Consider the following 20432-nt stretch of genomic DNA (forward strand, 5'->3'; position numbering starts at 1 on the left):
CTCGGCCGTGAGCTCAGCGAGGAGTGATACCGGTGAAGGCTGCCGTGCTCAACCAGGTCGGCGACGACAAGCTCGAGCTCCGCGACGACGTGACCACCACCGCGCCGGGGCCGCAGGAAGTCCGCATCAGGATCAAGGCGTGCGGGGTGTGCCACAGCGACCTGTCCGCCATGGACGGAACGCTGCCGGCCCTCGTGCCGGGGGTGGTCGGGCACGAGGGCGCGGGGGAGGTCGTCGAGGTCGGCAGCGCCGTGACGTCGCTCGCGGTGGGCGACCACGTCGTGATCACGTTCGTGCCGCCGTGCGGGAAGTGCGCGCAATGCGTGAGCTCCCAACCACATCTGTGCCTCGTCCACACGCTCTCCGCGTTCACGTCACCGCGGTTCGTGGTGGGTGGGAACCCGGCGTTCGGGTACGCGGGACTCGGTGCGTTCGCCGAGGAGATGGTGGTGCCGGCGGACGCGGCGCTGAAGATCGACGACGACATCCCGTTCGACGTCGCCGCGCTGCTGTCGTGCGGCATCCTGACCGGCGTCGGCGCGGTGCTCAACACCGCGAGAGTCGAACCGGGCGCGAGCGTCGCGGTGATCGGCTGCGGTGGCGTCGGCATCGCGGTGATCCAGGGCGCGCGGCTCGCCGCAGCCGCCAAGATCGTCGCCGTCGACCCGGTGACGGAGAAGCACGAGGTGGCACAACACTTCGGTGCGACGCACGCGACGACACCGGACGGCATCGCCGAGCTGAACAACCAGCTGAACACGGGCATGGGCTTCGACTACGTCTTCGACGTGGTGGGGCTGCCGGCGACGATCCGCCAGGCGTGGGACCTGACCCGGCGTGGCGGCCACACGGTGGTCGTGGGCGCGGGCAAGGCCGACGCGATGGTGTCGTTCAGCGCGCAGGAGCTGTTCCTGCACGACAAGACGCTGCACGGGTCGTTCTACGGGACGGCCAACTTCCGGCGGGACGTGCCGCGCATGCTGGCGCTGTGGCGGCAGGGGCGGCTCGACCTGGAGGGCATGATCAGCAAGCGGATCCGGTTCGAGGACCTCAACGAGGGCCTGCAGGCGTTGCGCGGCGGCGGATCGCTGATCCGGCAGGTAGTGCTGTTCGACTAGGAGTCTCTTGTGGACCTTGCGGGGAAGGTCGCCGTCGTCACGGGCGCCGGTGCCGGGCTGGGCCGGGCAGAAGCGCTCGCGTTGGCCGGGGCCGGCGCGTCGGTGGTGCTGAACGACCTGCCGGGAGCGGCCGACGCGGTCGTGGCCGAGGTCGAGGAGCGCGGCGCGAAGTGCGCGGTGGTCGAGGGCGACATGGGGGAGCGCGACACCGCCGACGCCCTGGTGGCCGCGGCGGTGGAGCTCGGCGGGCTGCACGTCGTGGTGAACAACGCGGGCGTGCTGCGCGACCGGATGCTCGTCAACATGTCCGACGAGGACTGGGACCTCGTGGTCCGTGTGCACCTGCGCGGCCACTTCCTGTTGTCGCGCAACGCGGTCGCACTGTGGCGGCAGCAGTCGAAGGCTTCGGGCGGACCGGTGTACGCGCGGATCGTCAACACCTCCTCCGAGGCGTTCCTGCTCGGGTCGGAGGGCCAGGCGAACTACGCGGCGGCCAAGGCGGGGATCACCGCGCTGACCGTCGCGACCGCCCGCGGCACCGGCCGGTACGGCGTGCGCGCCAACGCGATCTGCCCCCGTGCGCGCACCGGCATGACCGCGCACGTCTTCGGTGACGCGCCCAGCGGCGCCGACCCGCTGGACCCCGTGCACGTCGCGCGGTTCGTGGCGTACCTGGCCTCGCCCGCGGCCGCGGAGATCAGCGGGCAGGTGTTCGTGGTGCACGGCGGGATGGTCGCCCTGATGGCGCCCCCGGCCGTGGAACAGCGCTTCGACGCGCTGGAGGACGTCGCGGGGTACTTCGCCGCGCGTGATCCGCAGAGGACTTTCTCCTGTACCGAAACGCTCGCCCTGTAGGAGGAGCTGTGACGCTCACCGTGCAACCGCACCGCGAGACGCTGGGGTTGAAGGACGGCCGGCTCTTCGTGGGAGGTCAGTTCCGCGACGCGGAGGAGACCTGGACGCACCGCCACCCCGCGACCGGCGAGGAGATCGGCCGGTTCGCCGTCGCCACGCCGGGGGACGTCGACGACGCGGTGCTGGCCGCGCGCAAGGCGTTCGACGACGGCGTGTGGTCGCGCGCTCGGGTGCAGGAACGCGTCCGGGTGCTGCTGCGGTACGCGAACCTGTTGCGGGAGAACGCCGACGAGCTGCGTGGACTGCAGGCGCTGGACAACGGGGTGCCGCTGTCGTTCGGGCAGATCTACGCGACCTCGGTGGGGATCGCGGCGGACATCTTCGAGCACCACGCGGGCTGGATCGACAAGGCCGGCGGCCAGACCCTGCCGCCGTACCAGGGCGGTGACCACCTGGCGATGACGTTCCGCGAGCCGGTCGGCGTGGTCGCGGCGATCCTGCCGTGGAACGCGCCGTTCGTGCTCTTCGCGCAGAAGCTCGCGCCCGCGCTGGCCGCCGGCTGCACGGTCGTGGTGAAGCCGTCGGAGTTCGCGTCGTTCTGCGTGATCCGGATGGTGGAGCTGCTGACCGAGGCCGGGCTGCCCGACGGAGTGGTCAACCTGGTCACCGGACCGGGCGAGCCGACCGGGCAGGCGCTGATCGCGCACCCGCTGGTGGACAAGATCAGCTTCACCGGGTCGCGGGCGGTCGGCCGCAAGATCGTCGAGGCGTCGGCGAGGACGATGAAGCGGGTGTCGCTGGAGCTGGGCGGCAAGAGCCCGGCGCTGGTGTTCGCCGACGCGCCGAACGTGGGCCTCGCCGCGATGACGTGCATGGGCATGGTCACCATGGGGTTGTCGGGGCAGGCGTGCGTGGCCCACACCCGTGCGCTGGTCGCGCGCGAGGTGCAGGAGGAGTTCGTCACGATGGCCACGATGATGGCCGGGGCCGTGACGTTCGGCGACCCGTTCGACCCGGCGGTGCTGGCGAGCCCGTTGATCAACGAGCGGCAGCTGGAGCGCGTGCTCGGCTACATCGACCGCGGCCAGGAGGAAGGCGCCCGGCTGGTCACCGGCGGCACCCGGCTGGACGGCGAGTTCGCGTCCGGCAACTTCGTGGCGCCGACGATCTTCGCGGACGTCTCCAACGACATGGCGGTGGCGCGCGACGAGATCTTCGGGCCGGTGCTGACCGTGGTGCCGTTCGACGACGAGGACGAGGCGGTCCGGCTGGCCAACGACACCGACTACGGGCTCGGTGCCGGCATCTACACCAACGACGTGAAGCGGGCGTTCCGGGTCGCGAAGTCGTTGCGCGCCGGGATGATCGGCGTCAACGGGTTCCAGCTGGAGCCGCACGTGCCGTTCGGCGGGTACAAGCAGTCCGGGCTCGGCCGTGAGGGCGGGCAGAGCGCCTACGAGGCCTACACCGAGCTCAAGACCGTGATGATGCCGCTGACCGACGAGCTGATGTGATGCGGCTGTCCGGCAAGGTCGCCCTGATCACCGGCGCGGCCCGCGGCCAGGGTGCGGCAGCGGCCAGCCGGTTCGTCGCCGAGGGCGCGTCGGTGCTGCTGACCGACGTGCTCGACGAACCGGGCAAGGAGCTGGCCGCGTCGCTCGGTGCGCCCTACTTCCACCTGGACGTGTCGTCGGAGGACGACTGGGCGGCGGCGGTGTCGGCGGCGGGCGAGCTGGGGGAGATCTCCGTGCTGGTGAACAACGCGGGCGTGCTGCACTTCTCGCCGCTCGCGGACACCACCCTGGCCGACTACCAGCGGGTCGTCTCGATCAACCAGGTCGGGACGTTCCTCGGGATGCGCGCCGTCGTGCCGTCGATGAAGCGAGCCGGCGGCGGGTCCATCGTGAACGTGTCGTCGGTCGAGGGGCTCGCCGGAATGCCAATGCTGACCGCGTACACGGCGTCGAAGTTCGCGATCCGCGGCATGACGAAGGTGGCGGCGCTGGAGCTGGGGGAGCACGGGATCCGGGTGAACTCGGTGCACCCCGGCGCGATCGACACGCCCATGGTCAGCACGGCGCTGGGCCGCGAGATCGACGTGTCGCCGATCGGCAGGCGGCTGGCGCTGCGGCGGATCGGGCAGCCGGAGGACGTGGCGAACGTCGTGCTGTTCCTGGCCAGCGACGAGAGCGCGTACTGCACCGGCGGGGAGTTCGCGGTGGACGGTGGAGCGACGGCGACGCACGCCCTGGGCCGCTGACCTGGGCTTCCGAAATTGTCAGACCTCGTCGCTACCGTTGTCGGTGCACGGTCGGAACGAGGGGCGGCAGTCCCCGAGCACTGGTCGTGTCCTCGTCGTCGGGGGTGGATGCCCCGGTCGTGCTCGTCGCGGCCGGGCCCCGGTGCCGATCCGGTCTGCGCCGCTGCCGGGCGGCGTCAGGCGGTGAAGCGAGCGGCTTGGCCGTCGATGAAGTTCTGCGCGCGTTCGAGGGTGTGCGAGCTGTACGTCCCTCCTGCGCGGGCATCGAGCAGGGCGTTCTGCTGGGCGTCCAGGAGGAGGCGTTGAAGTTCCCCCTGCTGGTGCAGGGGGCTGTCCGGATCGCGGTCCGCGGTCAGCATCTTGTCGAGGATCTCCGCCAGGGCGAGACCTCGTGCCCGAGCCTGCTCCAGCACCGCCTCGTCGAACGGCTTGCCGTTCTGGCGTTCGAGCGCGGTGTTCTCGAGCACGGCCTGGGTCGCGGTCATCATCTCGGCGGCGAGGCGGGCGTACTCGCGGCGCTCGTGCTCCTCGTCGTTGCCGCGGATGCCGAGCAGCCGGATGAGCGCGGGCAGGGTGCCGCCCTGCAGGAGCAGCGTGACGATCGCGACGGTGAACGCGATCAGCACGAGCTCCGCGCGGTGGGGCACGTCGGTGGGCAGCGACTGGGCGGCGGCGAGCGTGACGACGCCGCGCATGCCCGACCACGCGAGCACCGCACCGCCACGCCAGCCGAGCCCTTCGCTGGCGAAGAACGTGGCGTCCGCGTGCTTGCGCTGCAACGCCCTGGTGGCGCGCTCGTAGCGCCTGCCGGGTTGCGGGCCGTGCTCGGAGATCCGGTCGAGCACCGCCTCGATCCGCCCGGTGAGCCGGTCGGCACGGCGCTGCTGGCGGCGCAGCAACGCGATCAGCGGCACCACGAACACCACCCGCAGGACGATCAGCAGCGCCGTCGCCAGCAGGCCGAGGGTGAACGCGGCCCACACGCTCTCACCCGATGCCCGCACGTCGCTGACGACCGCCGTGATCTCGAACCCCATCAGGAGGAAGACACCGTTCTCCAGCAACAACTGAATGGTGCGCCAGTTGGTGCGCTCGGAGATCCGGTCGTGCGCGGTGAACCGCTTCGCGCTCTGATGACCGGTGATCAGCCCCGCCGTCACGACGGCGATCACGCCGGACGCGTGCAGCTCCTCTGCCGGGATGAAGGCGAGGAACGGCACGACGAACGAGATCGCGGTCGTCAGCACCGGCTGCCCCTGGATCCGCGACCGGGCCCAGACCGACACCACCCCGACCACCGCACCCACGACCACGCCGATGAGGACCGCCCGCCCGAAGTCGCCGAGCGCGCCCCAGAAGCTGACCGTGCCCGCGATCGCCGCCACGGCCGTGCGCAACAGCACGAGCGCCGTCGCGTCGTTGACCAGCCCCTCACCCTCCAGGATGGTGACGAGCCGCGGCGGCAACCCCAGCCGCTTGCCGATCGACGTGGCCGCCACCGCGTCCGGCGGACTGATCACCGCACCGAGCGCGACCGCGGCCGGGAACCCGATCTCGGGCAACAACCACCAGATCAGCAACCCGGTGCCGAACGCCGACCCGACGACCAGCAACACCGACAACGCGCCGATCGCGCGGAAGTTGCGCCGGAAGTCCATCACCGGCACGTTCACCGCCGCCGAGTAGAGGATCGGCGGCAGCACCACCACGAGGATCCACTCGGGCTCCACGACCACGTGCGGCGCACCGGGCACCTGGCTGCACACCATCCCGACCACGACGAGCAGCACCGGCGCCGCCACCCCGACCCGCGGCGCGACGTACGACACCACGACGATGATCAGCACCGCGACGACGGCGAGCAACGCCAGCTCCTGCATGATCGTCAGTCTGGCCGCCCACGCCGCGTCCGGCCACGCGAGCCGCACTGCGGCGCGGCTCGGCAACCGGCACGCCCGCTCCACTGCGCCCCGGCGGGGCGTCGGCCGATTCGCGGCCGCCACGCCCGCTCGCGCCCCGCGCTCTGACGGGCCGCCGGCCGGTTCGCAGCCCAAGCGTCCACTCTGGCCCGGCGTCCGCCGGCACGCGCCCGCGTCCCACCGAGCCCTGGTGGGCGTCGGCCGGTTCACGACCGCAGCGTTCCTCCGGGCCCTGGTGGGCGTCGGCACATCCGCTCGTGCCCCATCGCGCCCTGACGGGCTGCTGGCCGGTCCGCAGCCGCAGCCTCCCCCCATCCGGCATCCGCCACCACGACCCGCTCACCCCAGCCGCCGCGCTCGCCTCACCGAGTCAGGCCGGGCCGCTGGCCCGTTCGCAACCGCGGCGTCCACTCCGGCCCAGCGCCCGCCGGCACGTCCACTCGCACCCCACCGCGTCCTGACGGGTCGCTGGCCGGTTCGCAACCGCAGTGTCCACCCCGCCCGCCGTCCGCCGACACGACCGCCCGCACCTCACCGCGTCCTGACAGGTCGCTGCCCGGTTCGCAACCGCAGCGTCCACCCCCGCCCGCCGTCCGCCGACACGACCGCCCGCACCTCACCGCGCCCGACGGACCGCTGCCCGGTCCGCAGCCGCAACGTCCACTCAGGCCCGGCGTCCGCCGCCGCGCCGCTCGCCTCACCGCGTCGGGCCGCTGACCCGTTCGCAACCGTGGCGTCCACCCCCGCCCGGCACCCGTCGCCACGCCACGCTCACCCCCAGCCGCCGTGCCCGCTCTCACCCCGCCCACACCAGCAGCACCGGGCAGGGTGCGTGGTCCACGACGTACCGGCTCGCCGGCCCGAGGCTCTTCGGCCCCGGATGCCCGTGGTCCCCGTCCCGCGCCACGACCAGCAGCTCCGCCCCCTCCGCCGCCGCGACGACCTCCCGCTCGACCCGGCCCGACCGCTCCAGCCGGGTGCACGGCCGCCCGAGTCGCGAAGCAGCCGAGGCGAGCAGGTCCGAGCCTGAGGTCGACGCCAGCGACTCCAGGGTCGTGCCGGGGTCGAGGCCGCGGCGGCCGAGGAGGCCGGCGAACGCGCCGTGGGCCGCGTGCGGCACGTCGTGACCGCTGACGTGCAGGAGGGTGATGTCGGCGTTCGGGTAGGCCTTCGCCGCGTCGACGCACGCGGGCCAGGTGCCCTCGACGACCCAGACCAGGACGGCCACTCAGCCTCCGATCAGCAGCAGGGAACCCCACAGTGCCACCACCGCGGCGACCAGGCTCGCCGGCACGGTCAGCAGGCCGAGCCTGGTGAACTCGCCGAGGTCCACGTCGTGGTCGTGCTGGTGGACGATCCGCCGCCACAGCAACGTCGCCAGCGAGCCCGCGTACGTCAGGTTCGGGCCGATGTTCACCCCGAGCAGCACCGCCAGCACACCGCCGGGGCCGGTGGCCGCCACCAGCGGCAGCAGCACCAGGACCGCGGGCAGGTTGTTGATCAGGTTCGCCAGCACCGCCGCCAGCGCCGCGATCGCGAGCAGGGCCACCAGGCCGTTCCCGTCGGGGATGACGCGGGCCAGCGCGGCGCCGAGACCGTTGTCCACGACCGCCTTCACGATGATCCCGAGCGCCAGCACGAACGCCAGGAACGGCAGCGACACCGAGGCCACGACCTTGCGGACCGTCGTTCGCCGCCGCGCCAGCGCCCGGACCGCCAGCACCGCGGCGCCCGTCGTCGCCGCCCAGGCCGGGTCCACGCCGACCGCCGAGGTCAGCACGAACCCGGCGAGCGTGGCCACGACCGTCGCCAGCGCGAACACCGGCATCTCGGGCGCCTCCTCGTGCCGCGGTTCGGCGCTGGTGGCGAGCTCGTGCGCGAAGAACCGCCGGAACACCAGGTACTCGGCCAGCACCGCCACCACCCACGGGCCCGCCATCAGCCCGGCGAACCGCGTGAACGACAGGCCGCTCGCCGTGAACGCCAGCAGGTTCGTCAGGTTCGACACCGGCAGCAACGTCGAGGCCGTGTTCGACAGGTGCGTGCACGCGTAGACCGGCGCCTTGGGCCGCACCCCGGCCCGTGCCGCCGTCGCGAACACCACCGGGGTCAGCAGCACGACCGTCGCATCGAGACTGAGCACCGCCGTGATCACCGACGCGAGCCCGAACACCCCGGCCAGCAACCGCTGCGGCCGTCCCGCCGCCCACCGCCCCAGCCAGGCACCGCAGGCCCGGAACAGACCCTCGTCCGCGCACAGCTGCGCCAGCACCAGCACCGCCGCCAGGAACCACACGACCGGCGCCAGCCGCACCACCTCGTCCCACGCGTGCGGCAGCCCGATCGCCCCGGTCAGCACCGCGACCGCCGCCGCGGGCACCGCCACCACCGCCTCGGGCAGTCCACGGGGGCGCACCACCGCGCACACCAGCACCAGCACGAGCAGGACGACCGACACGCCCTCCGCCAGCCACCCGCTCAACACCCGGCACTCCCGTCTCGCACCCGTTCGCCGCAATCGAACCACGCGCGAACGGGCCGCCGCCGGACGAGCGCCCGTGGCCTTGACCACGGGCGCGAGGGCCGGATCAGGACGCCGTGAACGTCAGCGTGAAGCTCGTCTTCTCCGCGTGCAGCCGGTGCCGGGGGAGGACACCGGGCCCGCACGACGCCGTTCCCAGGCCGTGCTGCGCCACGTCGAGGTTCAGGTGCACCCGGTCCCGTGCCCGCAGGTCGGTGGTGTGCGTGGCCGCGTCGAGGTCCTCGGACGTCCACCGGCGCGCGGCGAAGTCGAACACCGGCTCGCCCTCCACCCGCACCCGGCGCACGCCGTCGCTCAGCTCCAGCCACCGGGCGTCGGCGCGGTTGCCGTTCTCCTGCGGGAACACGTACGGCGTCTGCAGACCGTCCACGGTGGACGCGAACCGCCCGACCCGCACCGCCTGCCGGCTGTCGGCGTAGGCCTCGCCGGGCCCGCAGCCGAACCACGACACGGCGTCCAGCGCCCCCGGCAGCGCCAGCCGCAGCCCGAGCCGGGGCAGCGTGCACGGCCACTCGCCGTCCGGTTCCACGTCCACCCGCAGCCGCAGCCGGTCGCCCTCGGCGGTCCACCGGTAGTCGGCGCGCATCCCGAACCCCCACGCGGGCGGCGCCACCCGCGTCCGCACGGTGATCGAGTGCTCCGCCACCTCCACGGCGGCCACCCGGTGCTGCACCCGGTGCAACCCGGCCGCGCGCCACGCCCGCTCGTCGGAGGCCTGGTCGCCGCCGCGGTCGTTGTCGGTCGGCGCCCGCCACAGGTCGAGGCGGGGGCCGTCCAGCTGCAGCGGGCCGAGCCGGGTCAGCAGGCCGGTGACCGGGGAGAACACGCCGGGACCGAGCCGCAGGACCCCACCGCTTCGCACGACCGCGGCAGGCACGGCGCCACCGGCCACCTCTCGACCGCGCGCACCGGCGACCGCGACCTGCCCCACCGCCACCACGTGCCCGGCCGCTGCCCACCGCGTGCCCGCCGCCAGCACGGCCCGCACGGTCAGCCACCCCTCGCCGGCGACGTCCGGCAGCTCCGGCAACGGCACCTCGGCGTCCTGCCCCGGCCCGGTCGCCGGCACCGCCAGCACCCCGGACGCCACCGCGCCCCCGTCGTCCTCGTACACCCACTCGAACCGCAGGTGCTCCAGCGACACGAGGTCGTAGCGGTTCACCACCCGCACACCGCCGTCGGCACCGGCCGAGATCCGCACCGGCGCGAACACCGCAGCGAACTCCACCAGCCCCGGCGAGGGCACCCGGTCGGGGAACACGAGCCCGTCGATGACGAAGTTCCCGTCGTGCAGCGGTTCGCCGAAGTCGCCGCCGTAGGAGAACCGCCCGTCACCGGCGATCCCGTGGTCGATCCACTCCCAGACGAACCCGCCCTGCACGTGCGGGTACCGCTCGAACAGCTCCCGGTACTCCAGCATCCCGCCCGGCCCGTTGCCCATGGCGTGCGCGAACTCGCACAGCACGAACGGCAGCGCCCGGCGGCGTTCGTTCGCGTCCTCGCGCCGCCCGATCTGCTCGACCTCGGCGTGCGAGGCGTACATGCGGCTGTGGACGTCCACGTACTCGCAGTCGAGGTCGCCCTCGTAGTGCACCGGCCGGGACGGGTCGCGGTCACGGGTCCAGGCCGCCATCGCCGCCAGGTTCTGGCCCGTGTGCGACTCGTTGCCGAGCGACCACAGCACGATCGACGGGTGGTTCTTGTCCCGCTCGACCATGCGCCGCATCCGGTCCAGGCAGGACTCGAGCCACACCGGGTCGGCGCTCGGGTTCCCGGACCAGCCGAGCTCGGTGAACCCGTGCGTCTCCAGGTCGCACTCGTCGACCACCCACAGCCCGTACTCGTCGCACAGCGACAGGAAGAACGGGTCGGGCGGGTAGTGGCTCGTGCGGACGGCGTTGACGTTGTGGCGCTTCATCAGCTCGACATCCGCCACCGCGAACGCGTGCGGCACCGCACGGCCCAGCGCCGGGTGGTGCTCGTGCCGGTTCACGCCGCGGAACTCGATCCGCGACCCGTTGACCGTCAGCACCCCGTCGACGATCGCGACCGTGCGGAACCCGATCCGCACCGGCACCCGTTCCGCGGCGGTGTGCACGACACCGTCGTACAACCGCGGCTGCTCGGCGCTCCACGGTTCCACCGCGACCGCCGCGCTCTCACCGGCGGGCAGGTCGTGCACGTCCAGCTCCGGCACGGTGACCAGCAGCCCGTCACCCTCCACCGACAGCGTGCCCAGTCCCGTGAGGTGGTCGTAGGAGGCGTTGAGCCGGTAGTCCGCGACGCCGCCGCGCGGGCGGGACAGCAGCGCGACGCCGCGGAAGATGCCGGACAGCCACCACATGTCCTGGTCCTCCAGGTAGCTGCCGGAGGACCACTGGTGCACCCGCACGACGAGGACGTTGCGGTGGGGGCGGAGCATCGCGCTCACGTCGAACTCCGCCGGCAGCCGGCTGCCGCGCGTCACGCCCAGCTCGACGCCGTTGAGCCACACCCGCCCGCACGAGTCGACTCCGTCGAACCGCAGCACCGCCGGCTCGTCCGGCCAGAACACCGGCAGGTCGAACACGAGCCGGTGGTCGCCGGTCGGGTTCTCCGACGGCACGCGCGGCGGGTCGACGGGGAACGGGTACCGGACGTTCGTGTACGCGGGCGACCCGTGTCCCTGCAGCTGCCAGTGGCCGGGAACGGTGATCGTGTCCCAGGAGCTGTCGTCGAAGTCCTCCGCGGCCACGTCGTCGGACAGCACGGCGGTGGGGGACAGGCGGAACCGCCACGCCCCGTCGAGCGGCAGTGCGGCCGCGTCGGAGGAGAAGTGCGCGCGCGGGGGCAGCGCGCCGTGGCCGGGACGGGGGTCTTCGAGGTAGGTCGGCTGAGACATGTGTTCCTTAGCCCTCGACAGCGCCTGCGGCGATGTTGCGGATGAGATCACGTGCGCTGATCGAGGAACATGACCACCAGCGGCACGACCGCCACTGGAGGACGGGTGTTCCACGTCGTGACGAATATCCGTGAGCGCTCCCGTGAGCGTTCACGGATTGGTGCGAAGGATGAGCGCCGCCGTCACGACCAGCTCGGCACCCGACAGCGGTTGCCCGCCGGCCAGCAGCAGGGCGGCCTGCTCGACGACGGTGCCGAGCTGCAACCCGTCGAACCCGACCACGGCGAGGTCGTCCGGCACCTTCAGACCGCGCCTGCGGGCGGAGCGCAGCGCCCCGATCGCGATGATGTCGTTGAACGCGAACACCGCGGTGACACCGGGATGCCGGTCCAGCAGCGCGGTGAGGGCCTCGGCGCCGCCGTCGACGGACTGGTGCGCGCCCGTGACGGCACGCGAGTCGAGCCCGTGCGTGGCCATCGCCGCGCAGAACCACGCGTGCCGGTCACCGGGGTCGGCGCGGTTGGCGTGGTCGAGCATGCCGACGTGCCGGTGCCGGCCGCGACGAGGTGGTCGACAGCGGCGTCGCGTCGAGGACGCGCCGTTTGGTGGCGCTGTCGATCTCGCCCTTGTCGTTGAGCGCGCGCGACACGGTCTGCCGCGACACGCCCGCGGCGCTCGCGACGTCGTTGATCGTTGCGCGCTTCATGACGACCGAGTGTGCCGCCCGTCCTAGCCGACCAGGCGGCGGCGCCAGTCCAGCGCGGTGACGGAGATGGCCCGGCCGGGGTCGCCGTTCCACTCGGTGCGCAGACCGGCCGCCTCGACCGCGGCGACGATCTCGGCGCCGACCGCGGCGGTGGTCTCGGCCGTGCCGTCGAAGCCGCCGTAGTACAGCGTCAGCCCGTGGCCGGCCGCGGCGGCGTCCGTGGACTGGGCGTGGAAGTAGACGAACCCGCGGGCGCCCGGAGCGGCCTCGTCGCCGATCTCGGCGTTGCCGCAGGTGCGGCAGCAGGTGAAGTTCTCGCGGGCGGTGATGCCCGCCTCGTCGAGCGCGGCGAACGCGCGGGTGAGTCGTTCCGGGTCGGTCTCGCCCTCCCAGGTCGCCTGTTCCTCGACCCGTTCCTGCCACAGCCGGTCGGCCAGTGCCCGCGCCTGCTCGGGTGAGACGGGCCTGCGGTCCTTCGTGGCCAGGTGGTCCTCAGCGAGCTCGGCCAGGTCCGCGCGGGAGGCGTAGCCGCCGGCCAGCACCTCGCGGACGCGCTGCTCCAGCGACGTGCGCTCCTCCTCGGTGAGGTCGAGCGACGGCACCTGCGCCGCGGGCGGCAGGTCCAGGGGTGACCAGGCCAGGCCGCGGTCCCAGCCGCTTTCCTTCCGGGCCCAGCCGACGAGGGTCGCGGCCACGGCGTCCGGCTCGCCGGCGGTCGCCGTGAAGTGCCGGTCCGCGGCGCCGTCGCGGTGCTCCACGGAGTAGTTGCCGCCGTTCTCGTGCCAGACCTGGGCGAACACCCCGGGCAGGTCGGGCACCCGCTGCACGACGAGGAACCGGTCACCGGCGCCGCCGATCCGGTGGACCAGCCCGGCCAGCTCCTGCTCGGACACGCGGACGTGCCGTTCACCGTTCTCCACCTGCACCGTGATCTCCAGCATGCGCAGACTCTGGCACACGCCTCTCAGCCCGCCGCGGAGGCCAGCGCGTCGAGCACGGTTGTGATCGGGGCGCGCGAACCCCGCCGCACGGCCGCCGTGATCCGGCGGGTCACCGGCAGCTCGCGCGCCACCACGTCGAAGCGCGGGTGGACGGCCAGCGCGGGCAGCAGCGCGACCGCCAGCCCGGCCTCGACGTGCTGCAACGTCAGCACGTAGTTGCTGAAGCGGGCCACCACCCGCGGCTCGAACCCGGCCTGCCGGCACAGCCGCGTGGCCAGGTTCGCCATGTACGAGCCGGGCACGTCGAACACCCACCGCTCGTCCTTGCACGCCTTCAGGTCCGTCGCGGGGTGACCAGGCGGGGTCAGCAGCACCACCGGGTCCTCGCCGAGCGGCACGACGTCGACGTCCGGCGGCACCGGCAGCTCCACGAAGTCGGTGGTCGTGATGATCACGTCGACCTCGCCGGCCAGCAGCGCGGGCATGCTCGCGTGCGGTTCCAGCTCGACCAGCTGCACGTCCAGGTGCGGGTGGTCCAGCTGCCCGATCGCGGGCACGGCCAGCGTGTGGATCGAGCTCTGGAACGCCCCGAGCCGCACCCGCCCGGACGGTTCGGCGTTGAGCCCGCGCAGCTCGGCCTCGACGGCGTCCATGTGGTCGAGGACCGCCCGCGCCCGCCGCGCCAGGATCAACCCGGCCGACGTGAGCCGCACCCGCCGCCCGGTGCGTTCCAGCAGCTGCGTGCGCGTCTCCGCCTCCAGCACCGCCAGCTGCTGCGACACGCTCGACGCACTCATGTTCGCGGCCTGCGCCACCGCGCGCACGGTGCCCAGCGCGTCCAGCTGGCTCAGCAGCTTCAGCCGCCACGGGTTCAACGTCATGCTGTGCAGTATTTCCGAACAGCGAGCGTGGGATTGTGAGATGGACCTGATGCTCGCGCGCTCGTAGCGTCCCGGTCCATGGAGACCTTCTGGGAGGACGTGGACCGCCACCTCGTGCGCTACGGCGGCACCTTCACGCGAGAGATCATCGACAGCGCCGCGGGCAGCTTCCTGTTCACCGAGGACGGCCGCCGCATCCTGGACTTCACCTCCGGTCAGATGAGCGCGATCCTCGGCCACTCGCACCCGCGGATCGTCGCGACCGTGCAGCGCCAGATCGCGAACCTCGACCACCTCTTCAGCGGCATGCTCAGCCGCCCGGTCGTCGACCTGGCCCGCCGGCTCGCCGGGACGCTGCCGGACCCGTTGCGGAAGGTGCAGCTGCTCACCACCGGTGCCGAGTCGAACGAGGCCGCGCTGCGCATGGCCAAGCTGGTCACCGGCAAGCACGAGGTCGTGGCCTTCGCCCGGTCCTGGCACGGCATGACCGCCGGTGCCGCGGCCGCCACCTACAGCGCGGGCCGCAAGGGCTACGGGCCGGTGGGCGGCAACTTCGCGATCCCGGTGCCGACCGCCGACTGGCAGGCGCAGCTCGACCTGGCGTTCGACCTGATCGACGCCCAGTCGGTGGGCTCGCTGGCCGCGTGCATCGTCGAGCCGGTCCTGAGCTCCGGCGGCATCATCGAACCGCCACTGGGCTACTTCGCGGCCTTGCAGGCCAAGTGCCGCGAGCGCGGCATGCTGCTGATCTTCGACGAGGCGCAGACCGGCCTGTGCCGCACCGGCACCTGGTACGCGTTCGAACGCGACGGCGTGGTGCCCGACATCCTGACGCTGTCCAAGACCCTGGGCGCCGGCCTGCCGCTGGCCGCCGTGATCACCTCCGCCGAGATCGAGGAGGAGGCGCACGCCCGCGGCTACCTGTTCTTCACCACCCACGTCTCCGACCCGCTGGTCGCCGCCGTCGGCAACACGGTGCTGGACGTGCTGGTCGAGGAACAGCTGGACGAGCGGGTGGTGAAGCTCGGGGCGCACCTGCGCACCGGGCTGGACGACATCGCCGCGCGGCACGACCTGGTGACCGACGTGCGCGGACGCGGGTTGCTGGTCGGGGTGGAGATCGGGGACGAGTCGCTGCACGCGCCGATCACGCGGAGGTGCCTGGAGCTGGGGCTGCACATGAACATCGTGCAGACGCCCGGGATGGGCGGGGTGTTCCGGATCGCACCGGCGTTGACCACGACGGAGGAGGAGCTGGACCTCGGCTTGAGCATCCTCGACGAGGCGATCGGATCGACGACGGCCTAGGTTGGAGGGCATGGCGCTCACCGAGGACGAGACCGCGATCGTCGCACTGGCCGGCGAGTTCGTCGACCGCGAGGTGCGGCCGGTGGCACGGGAGCTCGACCACACCGACACCTACCCCGAGGCGCTCATCGACCAGATGAAGGAGATGGGCGTCTTCGGGCTGGCGGTGCCGGAGCCGTGGGGGTCGGTGGCGGTGTCGGCCGAGTGCTACGCGATGGTGACCTCGGAGCTGGCCCGCGGGTGGATGTCGCTGGCCGGTGCGATGGGCGGGCACACGGTCGTCGCCAAGCTGCTGGTGGCGTTCGGCACCCGCGAGCAGCAGGACGCCTACCTGCCGCGGATGGCCACCGGTGAGCTGCGGGCGACGATGGCGCTGACCGAACCCGGCGGCGGCTCCGACCTCCAGGCCATCCGCACCACGGCGCGCAGGGACGGCGCGGACTACGTGGTCAACGGTTCCAAGACGTGGATCACCAACGCGCGCAGGTCGGGGCTGATCGCGTTGCTGTGCAAGACGGACCCGTCGGCGTCGCCGCCGCACAAGGGCGTGTCCGTGCTGCTGGTCGAGAAGGGGCCGGGGCTCACGGTGTCGCGCGACCTGCCCAAGCTCGGCTACAAGGGCGTGGAGAGCTGCGAGCTGTCCTTCGACGACTTCCGCGTGCCCGCGACCGCGGTCCTCGGCGGTGTGGAGGGCCAGGGGTTCGCGCAGATGATGCGCGGCCTTGAGATCGGGCGCATCCAGGTCGCGTGCCGGGCCCTCGGCGTCGCGCAGGCGGCGCTGGACGACTCGCTCAGGTACGCCCAGGAGCGCGAGAGCTTCGGCAAACCCATCTGGCAGCACCAGTCCATCGGCAACTACCTCGCGGACATGGCCACGAAGCTCGAAGCCGCCCGCCAGCTCACCCTGCACGCCGCCCGCCGGTACGACTCGGGGGAGCGCGCGGACCTGGAGGCCGGCATGGCGAAGCTGTTCGCCTCGGAGACCGCGATGGAGGTGGCGCTCACCGCCGTGCGCATCCACGGCGGCTACGGCTACTCCACGGAGTTCGACGTCGAGCGCTACTTCCGCGACGCACCGCTGATGATCGTCGGTGAGGGCACCAACGAGATCCAGCGGACCGTCATCGCCCGCCAGCTGGTGAAGAGGGCGAAGTGACCACCGACCTGCTGCTCCCCGACCCCGCGCACGCACTGGGCGCGCTGCTCGACGTGCCGGTGCCCGACCTCGCCGAGGAGGGCCTGCCGCTGCTGTGGCACTGGCTCTACCTGCTCGACCGCCCGGCGCAGGCCGACCTCGGGCCGGACGGGCACCCGTTCCGCAACACCGTCCCGGTCCCGCCACCCGGACGGCGCCGGATGTGGGCGGGTGGCCGCGTGCGCCGCTCGGGGCCGCTGCGCTGCGGCGAGACGGCCACGCGGGAGACGACCGTGCTGTCCACCGAGGACAAACAGGGCCGGTCGGGGCCGTTGACGTTCGTCGTGGTGCGGCACCAGATCTGGCAACGCGGGGAGGTCGTGGTCGAGGAGGAGCAGGACCTCGTCTACCGCGAACCCGGAACGACCCCGGACCTCCCGGAGACACCGGAGGTGCCCGCCGCGGAGCACGAGTGGGCCGTCGACGTGACCCCGACGCTGCTGTTCCGGTTCTCCGCGCTGACCTACAACGCCCACCGCATCCACTACGACCGCGACTACGCGCGGGACGTGGAGGGGTATCCGGGCCTGCTGACGCACGGGCCGTTGCAGGCGCTCGCGATGGCCGAGGCGGGGAGGAGGGCGGGGCTCGCCGGTGACTTCGAGTACCGGCTCGTGGCCCCGTTGTTCGACCACCAGGGGATGGTGGTGACGCCGACGTCGGTGCGCGACCGGTACGGCCGGCGCACCGCGACCGGCGGGTTCACCGGAGCGCCCCGGTGAACCCGCCGGTCCTCAGACGGCGGTGAGCTCCGCGGTCCTGCGGCGCCGCAGCCGCAACACCACCGCCACCGCGAGCAGGACGGCCAGCACCGCGTAGCAGACGGCCGCGAACGGGCTCGCCACCAGCGCGGTCAGGTCGCCCTCGCTGATCTGGAGGGTCCGGCGCAGCTGCTCCTCCGCCAGCGGGCCGAGGACCATGCCGACCACCAGCGGTGCCACCGGGTAGCCGTGGCGGCGCATGAAGAAGCCGACCACGCCGATCACCAGCAGCACGACCAGGTCGTCCACCACGAAGTTCACCGCGTAGGTGCCCAGCGCGGCGAACAGCAGGATGCCCGCGTACAGGTACGGGCGGGGGATCTGCAGCACCTTCACCCAGATCCTGACCAGCGGCAGGTTCAGCACGAGCAGCATCACGTTGCCGATGTACAGCGACGCGATCAGCGCCCACACCATCTCGCTGTTGTTCGTGAACAGCAGCGGTCCCGGCTGGATGCCGTAGCTCTGGAACGCCGCCACGATCACCGCGGCCGTCGCCGTCGTCGGCAGGCCCAGCGTCAGCAACGGCACCAGCACGCCCGCCGCGGCCGCGTTGTTCGCCGCCTCCGGGCCCGCCACGCCCTCGATCGCGCCCTTGCCGAACTCCTCCGGCCGCGTGGAGAGCTTCTTCTCCGCCGCGTACGACAGGAACGTCGACACGTCCGCGCCACCGGCGGGCACGGTGCCGATCGGGAAGCCGATCACCGTGCCGCGCAGCCACGGCTTCCACGACCGCGACCAGAACTCGCGGGTGAACCACTTGCCGCCGACCGGGATGACCTCGATCGGGCCGTGCCGCAGCCGGGAGGCGACGTAGAACGCCTCGCCCACCGCGAACACGCCGACCGCCACCACGACCACGTCGACGCCGTCGGCCAGCGTCGGGATGCCCAGCGTGAACCGGGACTGCCCGGACAGCGTGTCCGTGCCGATCAGGCCGATGAACAACCCGAGCGCCAGCGACGCGAGACCGCGCACGGGGGAGGACCCGAGCAGCGCGGCGACCGTCGTGAACGCCACGACCATCAGCGCGAAGTAGTCGGCCGGGCCGAGGGTGACCGCGACGTCCGCGATCGTGGGGGCCAGCGCGGTCAGCAGGACGGTGGCGATGGTGCCCGCCACGAACGACCCGATCGCCGCCGTCGCGAGTGCCGCCGCGCCCCTGCCCGCGCGGGCCATCTTGTTGCCCTCCAGCGCGGTCACGATCGACGCGGACTCGCCGGGCGTGTTCAGCAGGATCGACGTGGTCGACCCGCCGTACATGCCGCCGTAGTAGATGCCCGCGAAGATGATCAGCGCGGCCGTCGGTTCGAGCGTGTAGGTCAGCGGCAGCAGCAACGCCACCGTCATCGCGGGCCCGATGCCCGGCAGCACGCCGACCGCGGTGCCGAGCGTGACGCCCAGCAGCGCGTAGAGCAGGTAGAGGGGCTGCGCGGCGGTCGCGAAACCGTCGATCAGCGCGGTGATGTCACCCATCGAGGAGGGGCACCCCCTCGAAGATCCCGGCGGGCAGCGACAGGCCTAGCCCGGACGCGAACACGACCTGCACCACCAGTGCCAGCACCACGGCGACGATCAGCGCGCGCCACCACACGGCACCCAGCGCCCAGGCGGCGCCGAAGAACAGCACGGTCGCGGCCACCGGCCACCCGGCGATGTCGATCAGCGCCAGGTGCGCCACCAGCACGACCACCAGCTTGGCCACCGTCGCCCAGTCGGTGCGGACGCCGGTGTCGACGTCCTCACCGTCCTCGGCCTGGCCGAGCTTGCCGCGTGCGGTGGCGATGATCGCCGCGATGCCGGTGACGACCAGCAACGCACCCACGGCGTAGGGGAAGGCACGCGGCCCGACGGAGGTGTCGGTGCCGCGCGAGGCGATGGTGGTCGCGTCGACCAGGACGAACGCCCCGATCGCCACGACCAGCCCGCCGAAGCCGTACTCCTCGGCCTTCTCCGCACTCACTTCGCGAGGCCCATCTCCTCGAGCGCGGGCTTGATCCGGCCGATCTCCTTGGTGAGGAACGTCGAGAACTCGTGACCGGTGAGGAACGTGTCCGTCCAGCCCTTCTTCTTGAGCTCCTCCTGCCACTGCGGGCTGTTGCGCATGTCGGTGACCAGCGTGATCAGCCGCTCCTTGGCCGCGGGCGAGATCGAGCCGGGCGCCACCACACCGCGCCAGTTGATCAGCTCGACGCCCTTGCCGACGCCCTTGAGCGTGGGCACGCTGCCGCCGAGGTCCGTGTGCTCCTTCGGACCGGACGTGCCGAGCGCGCGCAGCTTGCCCGCCTTGATCTGCTCGCGGTACTCGCCGATGCCGGAGATGCCCGCGTCGACCTTCTTGCCCAGCAGCGCGGCCAGCGACTCACCACCGCCGGAGTACGGGATGTAGTTGAGCTTGAGCGGGTCGATCTCCTTGGCGGCCAGCAGCATGGCCGCGAGCAGGTGGTCGGTGCCGCCCGCCGAACCGCCGGTGATCGAGACGCCCTTGCCCTTCTCGTTCACGGCGTTGAGCAGGTCGTCGATCGTCTTGTGCGGCGAGTCGGCCGGCACGACGACGACCTCGTCCTCCGCGGTGAGCCGCGCGATCGGGGTGGTGTCCTCCAAGCGGGTGTCGACGTTGTTGGTCTCCACCGCGCCGACCATCACCAGACCGGTGACCATCAGGTACTGCTCGGAGCGCTCGTTCGCGAGCTTCTTCAGCCCGACCGTGCCGCCCGCGCCGCCGACGTTGCTGACCTGGATCGATCTCACCAGGTTCGCGCCGTTCATGGCCGTCTGCATCGCCCGCGCCGTCTGGTCCCAGCCACCGCCGGGGTCGGCGGGCGCCATGATCTCCAGCTTGGCGAGCGCGTCGGAGCCGCTCTGCCCCTTCTGGCCGCACCCGGTGACCAACAATCCCGCTGCGGCCACCACCGCGACCCATTTCCTGCTCATCGTCCACACACCCGTTCCCTCGGCGACGTTGGGCGGGAACGCTAAGGAGGGGTGCGTTCACACGTAAGCAAACGGTCGTAAGACTCGTATTGGTCGTTTAGTTTGTGGCGCCGACCACAGCTCTTGCATTA

18 protein-coding genes are annotated in these 20432 nt (G+C 72.3%); 7 read left to right on the forward strand and 11 right to left on the reverse strand.

What is annotated here, in order from left to right; translation table 11 throughout:
• Window positions 1-32: 32 nt before the first annotated feature.
• From ACZ7CH_RS11310 to ACZ7CH_RS11325, 4 genes are read left to right on the forward strand one after another with little or no spacing between them, the layout of a single operon-like run.
• On the forward strand, window positions 33-1118 hold the full coding sequence (locus ACZ7CH_RS11310) for a Zn-dependent alcohol dehydrogenase (protein WP_470373754.1): 1086 nt from the start codon (window positions 33-35) through the stop codon (window positions 1116-1118).
• 9 nt (window positions 1119-1127) lie between these two features.
• Entirely contained in the window at window positions 1128-1973 is an 846-nt protein-coding gene (locus tag ACZ7CH_RS11315; protein WP_470373755.1) for an SDR family NAD(P)-dependent oxidoreductase, read from the forward strand.
• Window positions 1974-1981: 8 nt separating this feature from the next.
• Complete coding sequence (locus ACZ7CH_RS11320) at window positions 1982-3487, forward strand: aldehyde dehydrogenase family protein (protein WP_470373756.1); 1506 nt, start codon at window positions 1982-1984, stop codon at window positions 3485-3487.
• On the forward strand, window positions 3487-4233 hold the full coding sequence (locus ACZ7CH_RS11325) for a glucose 1-dehydrogenase (protein WP_360388980.1): 747 nt from the start codon (window positions 3487-3489) through the stop codon (window positions 4231-4233). The genes ACZ7CH_RS11320 and ACZ7CH_RS11325 overlap by 1 nt, the downstream gene beginning before the upstream one ends.
• Window positions 4234-4409: 176 nt before the next feature.
• Here the strand turns inward: ACZ7CH_RS11325 and ACZ7CH_RS11330 are convergent, their stop codons facing one another.
• From ACZ7CH_RS11330 to ACZ7CH_RS11365, 8 genes are all read right to left on the reverse strand, one after another.
• Window positions 4410-6236, reverse strand: coding sequence for a cation:proton antiporter (locus ACZ7CH_RS11330; RefSeq protein ID WP_470373757.1), 1827 nt, complete (start codon window positions 6234-6236; stop codon window positions 4410-4412).
• 712 nt (window positions 6237-6948) lie between these two features.
• Window positions 6949-7380: a universal stress protein gene (locus tag ACZ7CH_RS11335; protein ID WP_470373758.1), complete on the reverse strand. Its 432-nt coding sequence runs from the start codon at window positions 7378-7380 to the stop codon at window positions 6949-6951.
• Entirely contained in the window at window positions 7381-8634 is a 1254-nt protein-coding gene (locus tag ACZ7CH_RS11340) for an SLC13 family permease (protein ID WP_470373839.1), read from the reverse strand.
• Window positions 8635-8740: 106 nt separating this feature from the next.
• Window positions 8741-11575: a glycoside hydrolase family 2 TIM barrel-domain containing protein gene (locus tag ACZ7CH_RS11345; RefSeq protein ID WP_470373759.1), complete on the reverse strand. Its 2835-nt coding sequence runs from the start codon at window positions 11573-11575 to the stop codon at window positions 8741-8743.
• Between the two features lie 150 nt (window positions 11576-11725).
• Entirely contained in the window at window positions 11726-12112 is a 387-nt protein-coding gene (locus tag ACZ7CH_RS11350; RefSeq protein ID WP_470373760.1) for a substrate-binding domain-containing protein, read from the reverse strand.
• Entirely contained in the window at window positions 12078-12281 is a 204-nt protein-coding gene (locus ACZ7CH_RS11355; RefSeq protein WP_470373761.1) for a LacI family DNA-binding transcriptional regulator, read from the reverse strand. Before ACZ7CH_RS11355 ends, ACZ7CH_RS11350 begins: the two co-directional genes overlap by 35 nt.
• Before the next feature lie 23 nt (window positions 12282-12304).
• Window positions 12305-13222, reverse strand: coding sequence for a DUF6891 domain-containing protein (locus ACZ7CH_RS11360; protein ID WP_470373762.1), 918 nt, complete (start codon window positions 13220-13222; stop codon window positions 12305-12307).
• 23 nt (window positions 13223-13245) lie between these two features.
• Window positions 13246-14103 (reverse strand): LysR family transcriptional regulator, encoded by an 858-nt coding sequence (locus tag ACZ7CH_RS11365; protein WP_360388956.1) that lies wholly within the window; start codon window positions 14101-14103, stop codon window positions 13246-13248.
• Between the two features lie 78 nt (window positions 14104-14181).
• Between ACZ7CH_RS11365 and ACZ7CH_RS11370 the strand changes: the two genes are divergently transcribed.
• Genes ACZ7CH_RS11370 through ACZ7CH_RS11380 form a run of 3 tightly spaced genes read left to right on the forward strand, consistent with a single transcriptional unit; the run spans window position 14182 to window position 17328 of the window.
• Entirely contained in the window at window positions 14182-15411 is a 1230-nt protein-coding gene (locus tag ACZ7CH_RS11370; RefSeq protein ID WP_360388953.1) for an aspartate aminotransferase family protein, read from the forward strand.
• Between the two features lie 10 nt (window positions 15412-15421).
• Entirely contained in the window at window positions 15422-16567 is a 1146-nt protein-coding gene (locus ACZ7CH_RS11375; RefSeq protein WP_360388950.1) for an acyl-CoA dehydrogenase family protein, read from the forward strand.
• Window positions 16564-17328, forward strand: a complete 765-nt coding sequence (locus ACZ7CH_RS11380) for an HTD2 family dehydratase (RefSeq protein ID WP_470373763.1) — start codon at window positions 16564-16566, stop codon at window positions 17326-17328. Before ACZ7CH_RS11375 ends, ACZ7CH_RS11380 begins: the two co-directional genes overlap by 4 nt.
• Window positions 17329-17340: 12 nt before the next feature.
• On the opposite strand, the gene ACZ7CH_RS11385 is transcribed toward ACZ7CH_RS11380, so the two are convergent.
• The 3 genes from ACZ7CH_RS11385 to ACZ7CH_RS11395 are packed head-to-tail and all read right to left on the reverse strand — an operon-like array spanning window position 17341 to window position 20301.
• Window positions 17341-18843 (reverse strand): tripartite tricarboxylate transporter permease, encoded by a 1503-nt coding sequence (locus ACZ7CH_RS11385; protein WP_470373764.1) that lies wholly within the window; start codon window positions 18841-18843, stop codon window positions 17341-17343.
• The gene (locus ACZ7CH_RS11390) at window positions 18836-19330 is read right to left on the reverse strand and encodes a tripartite tricarboxylate transporter TctB family protein (RefSeq protein WP_360388943.1); all 495 of its coding nucleotides are present in this window, start codon (window positions 19328-19330) and stop codon (window positions 18836-18838) included. The genes ACZ7CH_RS11385 and ACZ7CH_RS11390 overlap by 8 nt, the downstream gene beginning before the upstream one ends.
• Window positions 19327-20301, reverse strand: a complete 975-nt coding sequence (locus ACZ7CH_RS11395; protein ID WP_360388941.1) for a Bug family tripartite tricarboxylate transporter substrate binding protein — start codon at window positions 20299-20301, stop codon at window positions 19327-19329. The genes ACZ7CH_RS11390 and ACZ7CH_RS11395 overlap by 4 nt, the downstream gene beginning before the upstream one ends.
• Between the last annotated feature and the right edge of the window lie 131 nt (window positions 20302-20432).

It is taken from the genome of Lentzea sp. NPDC037011, assembly GCF_055607425.1.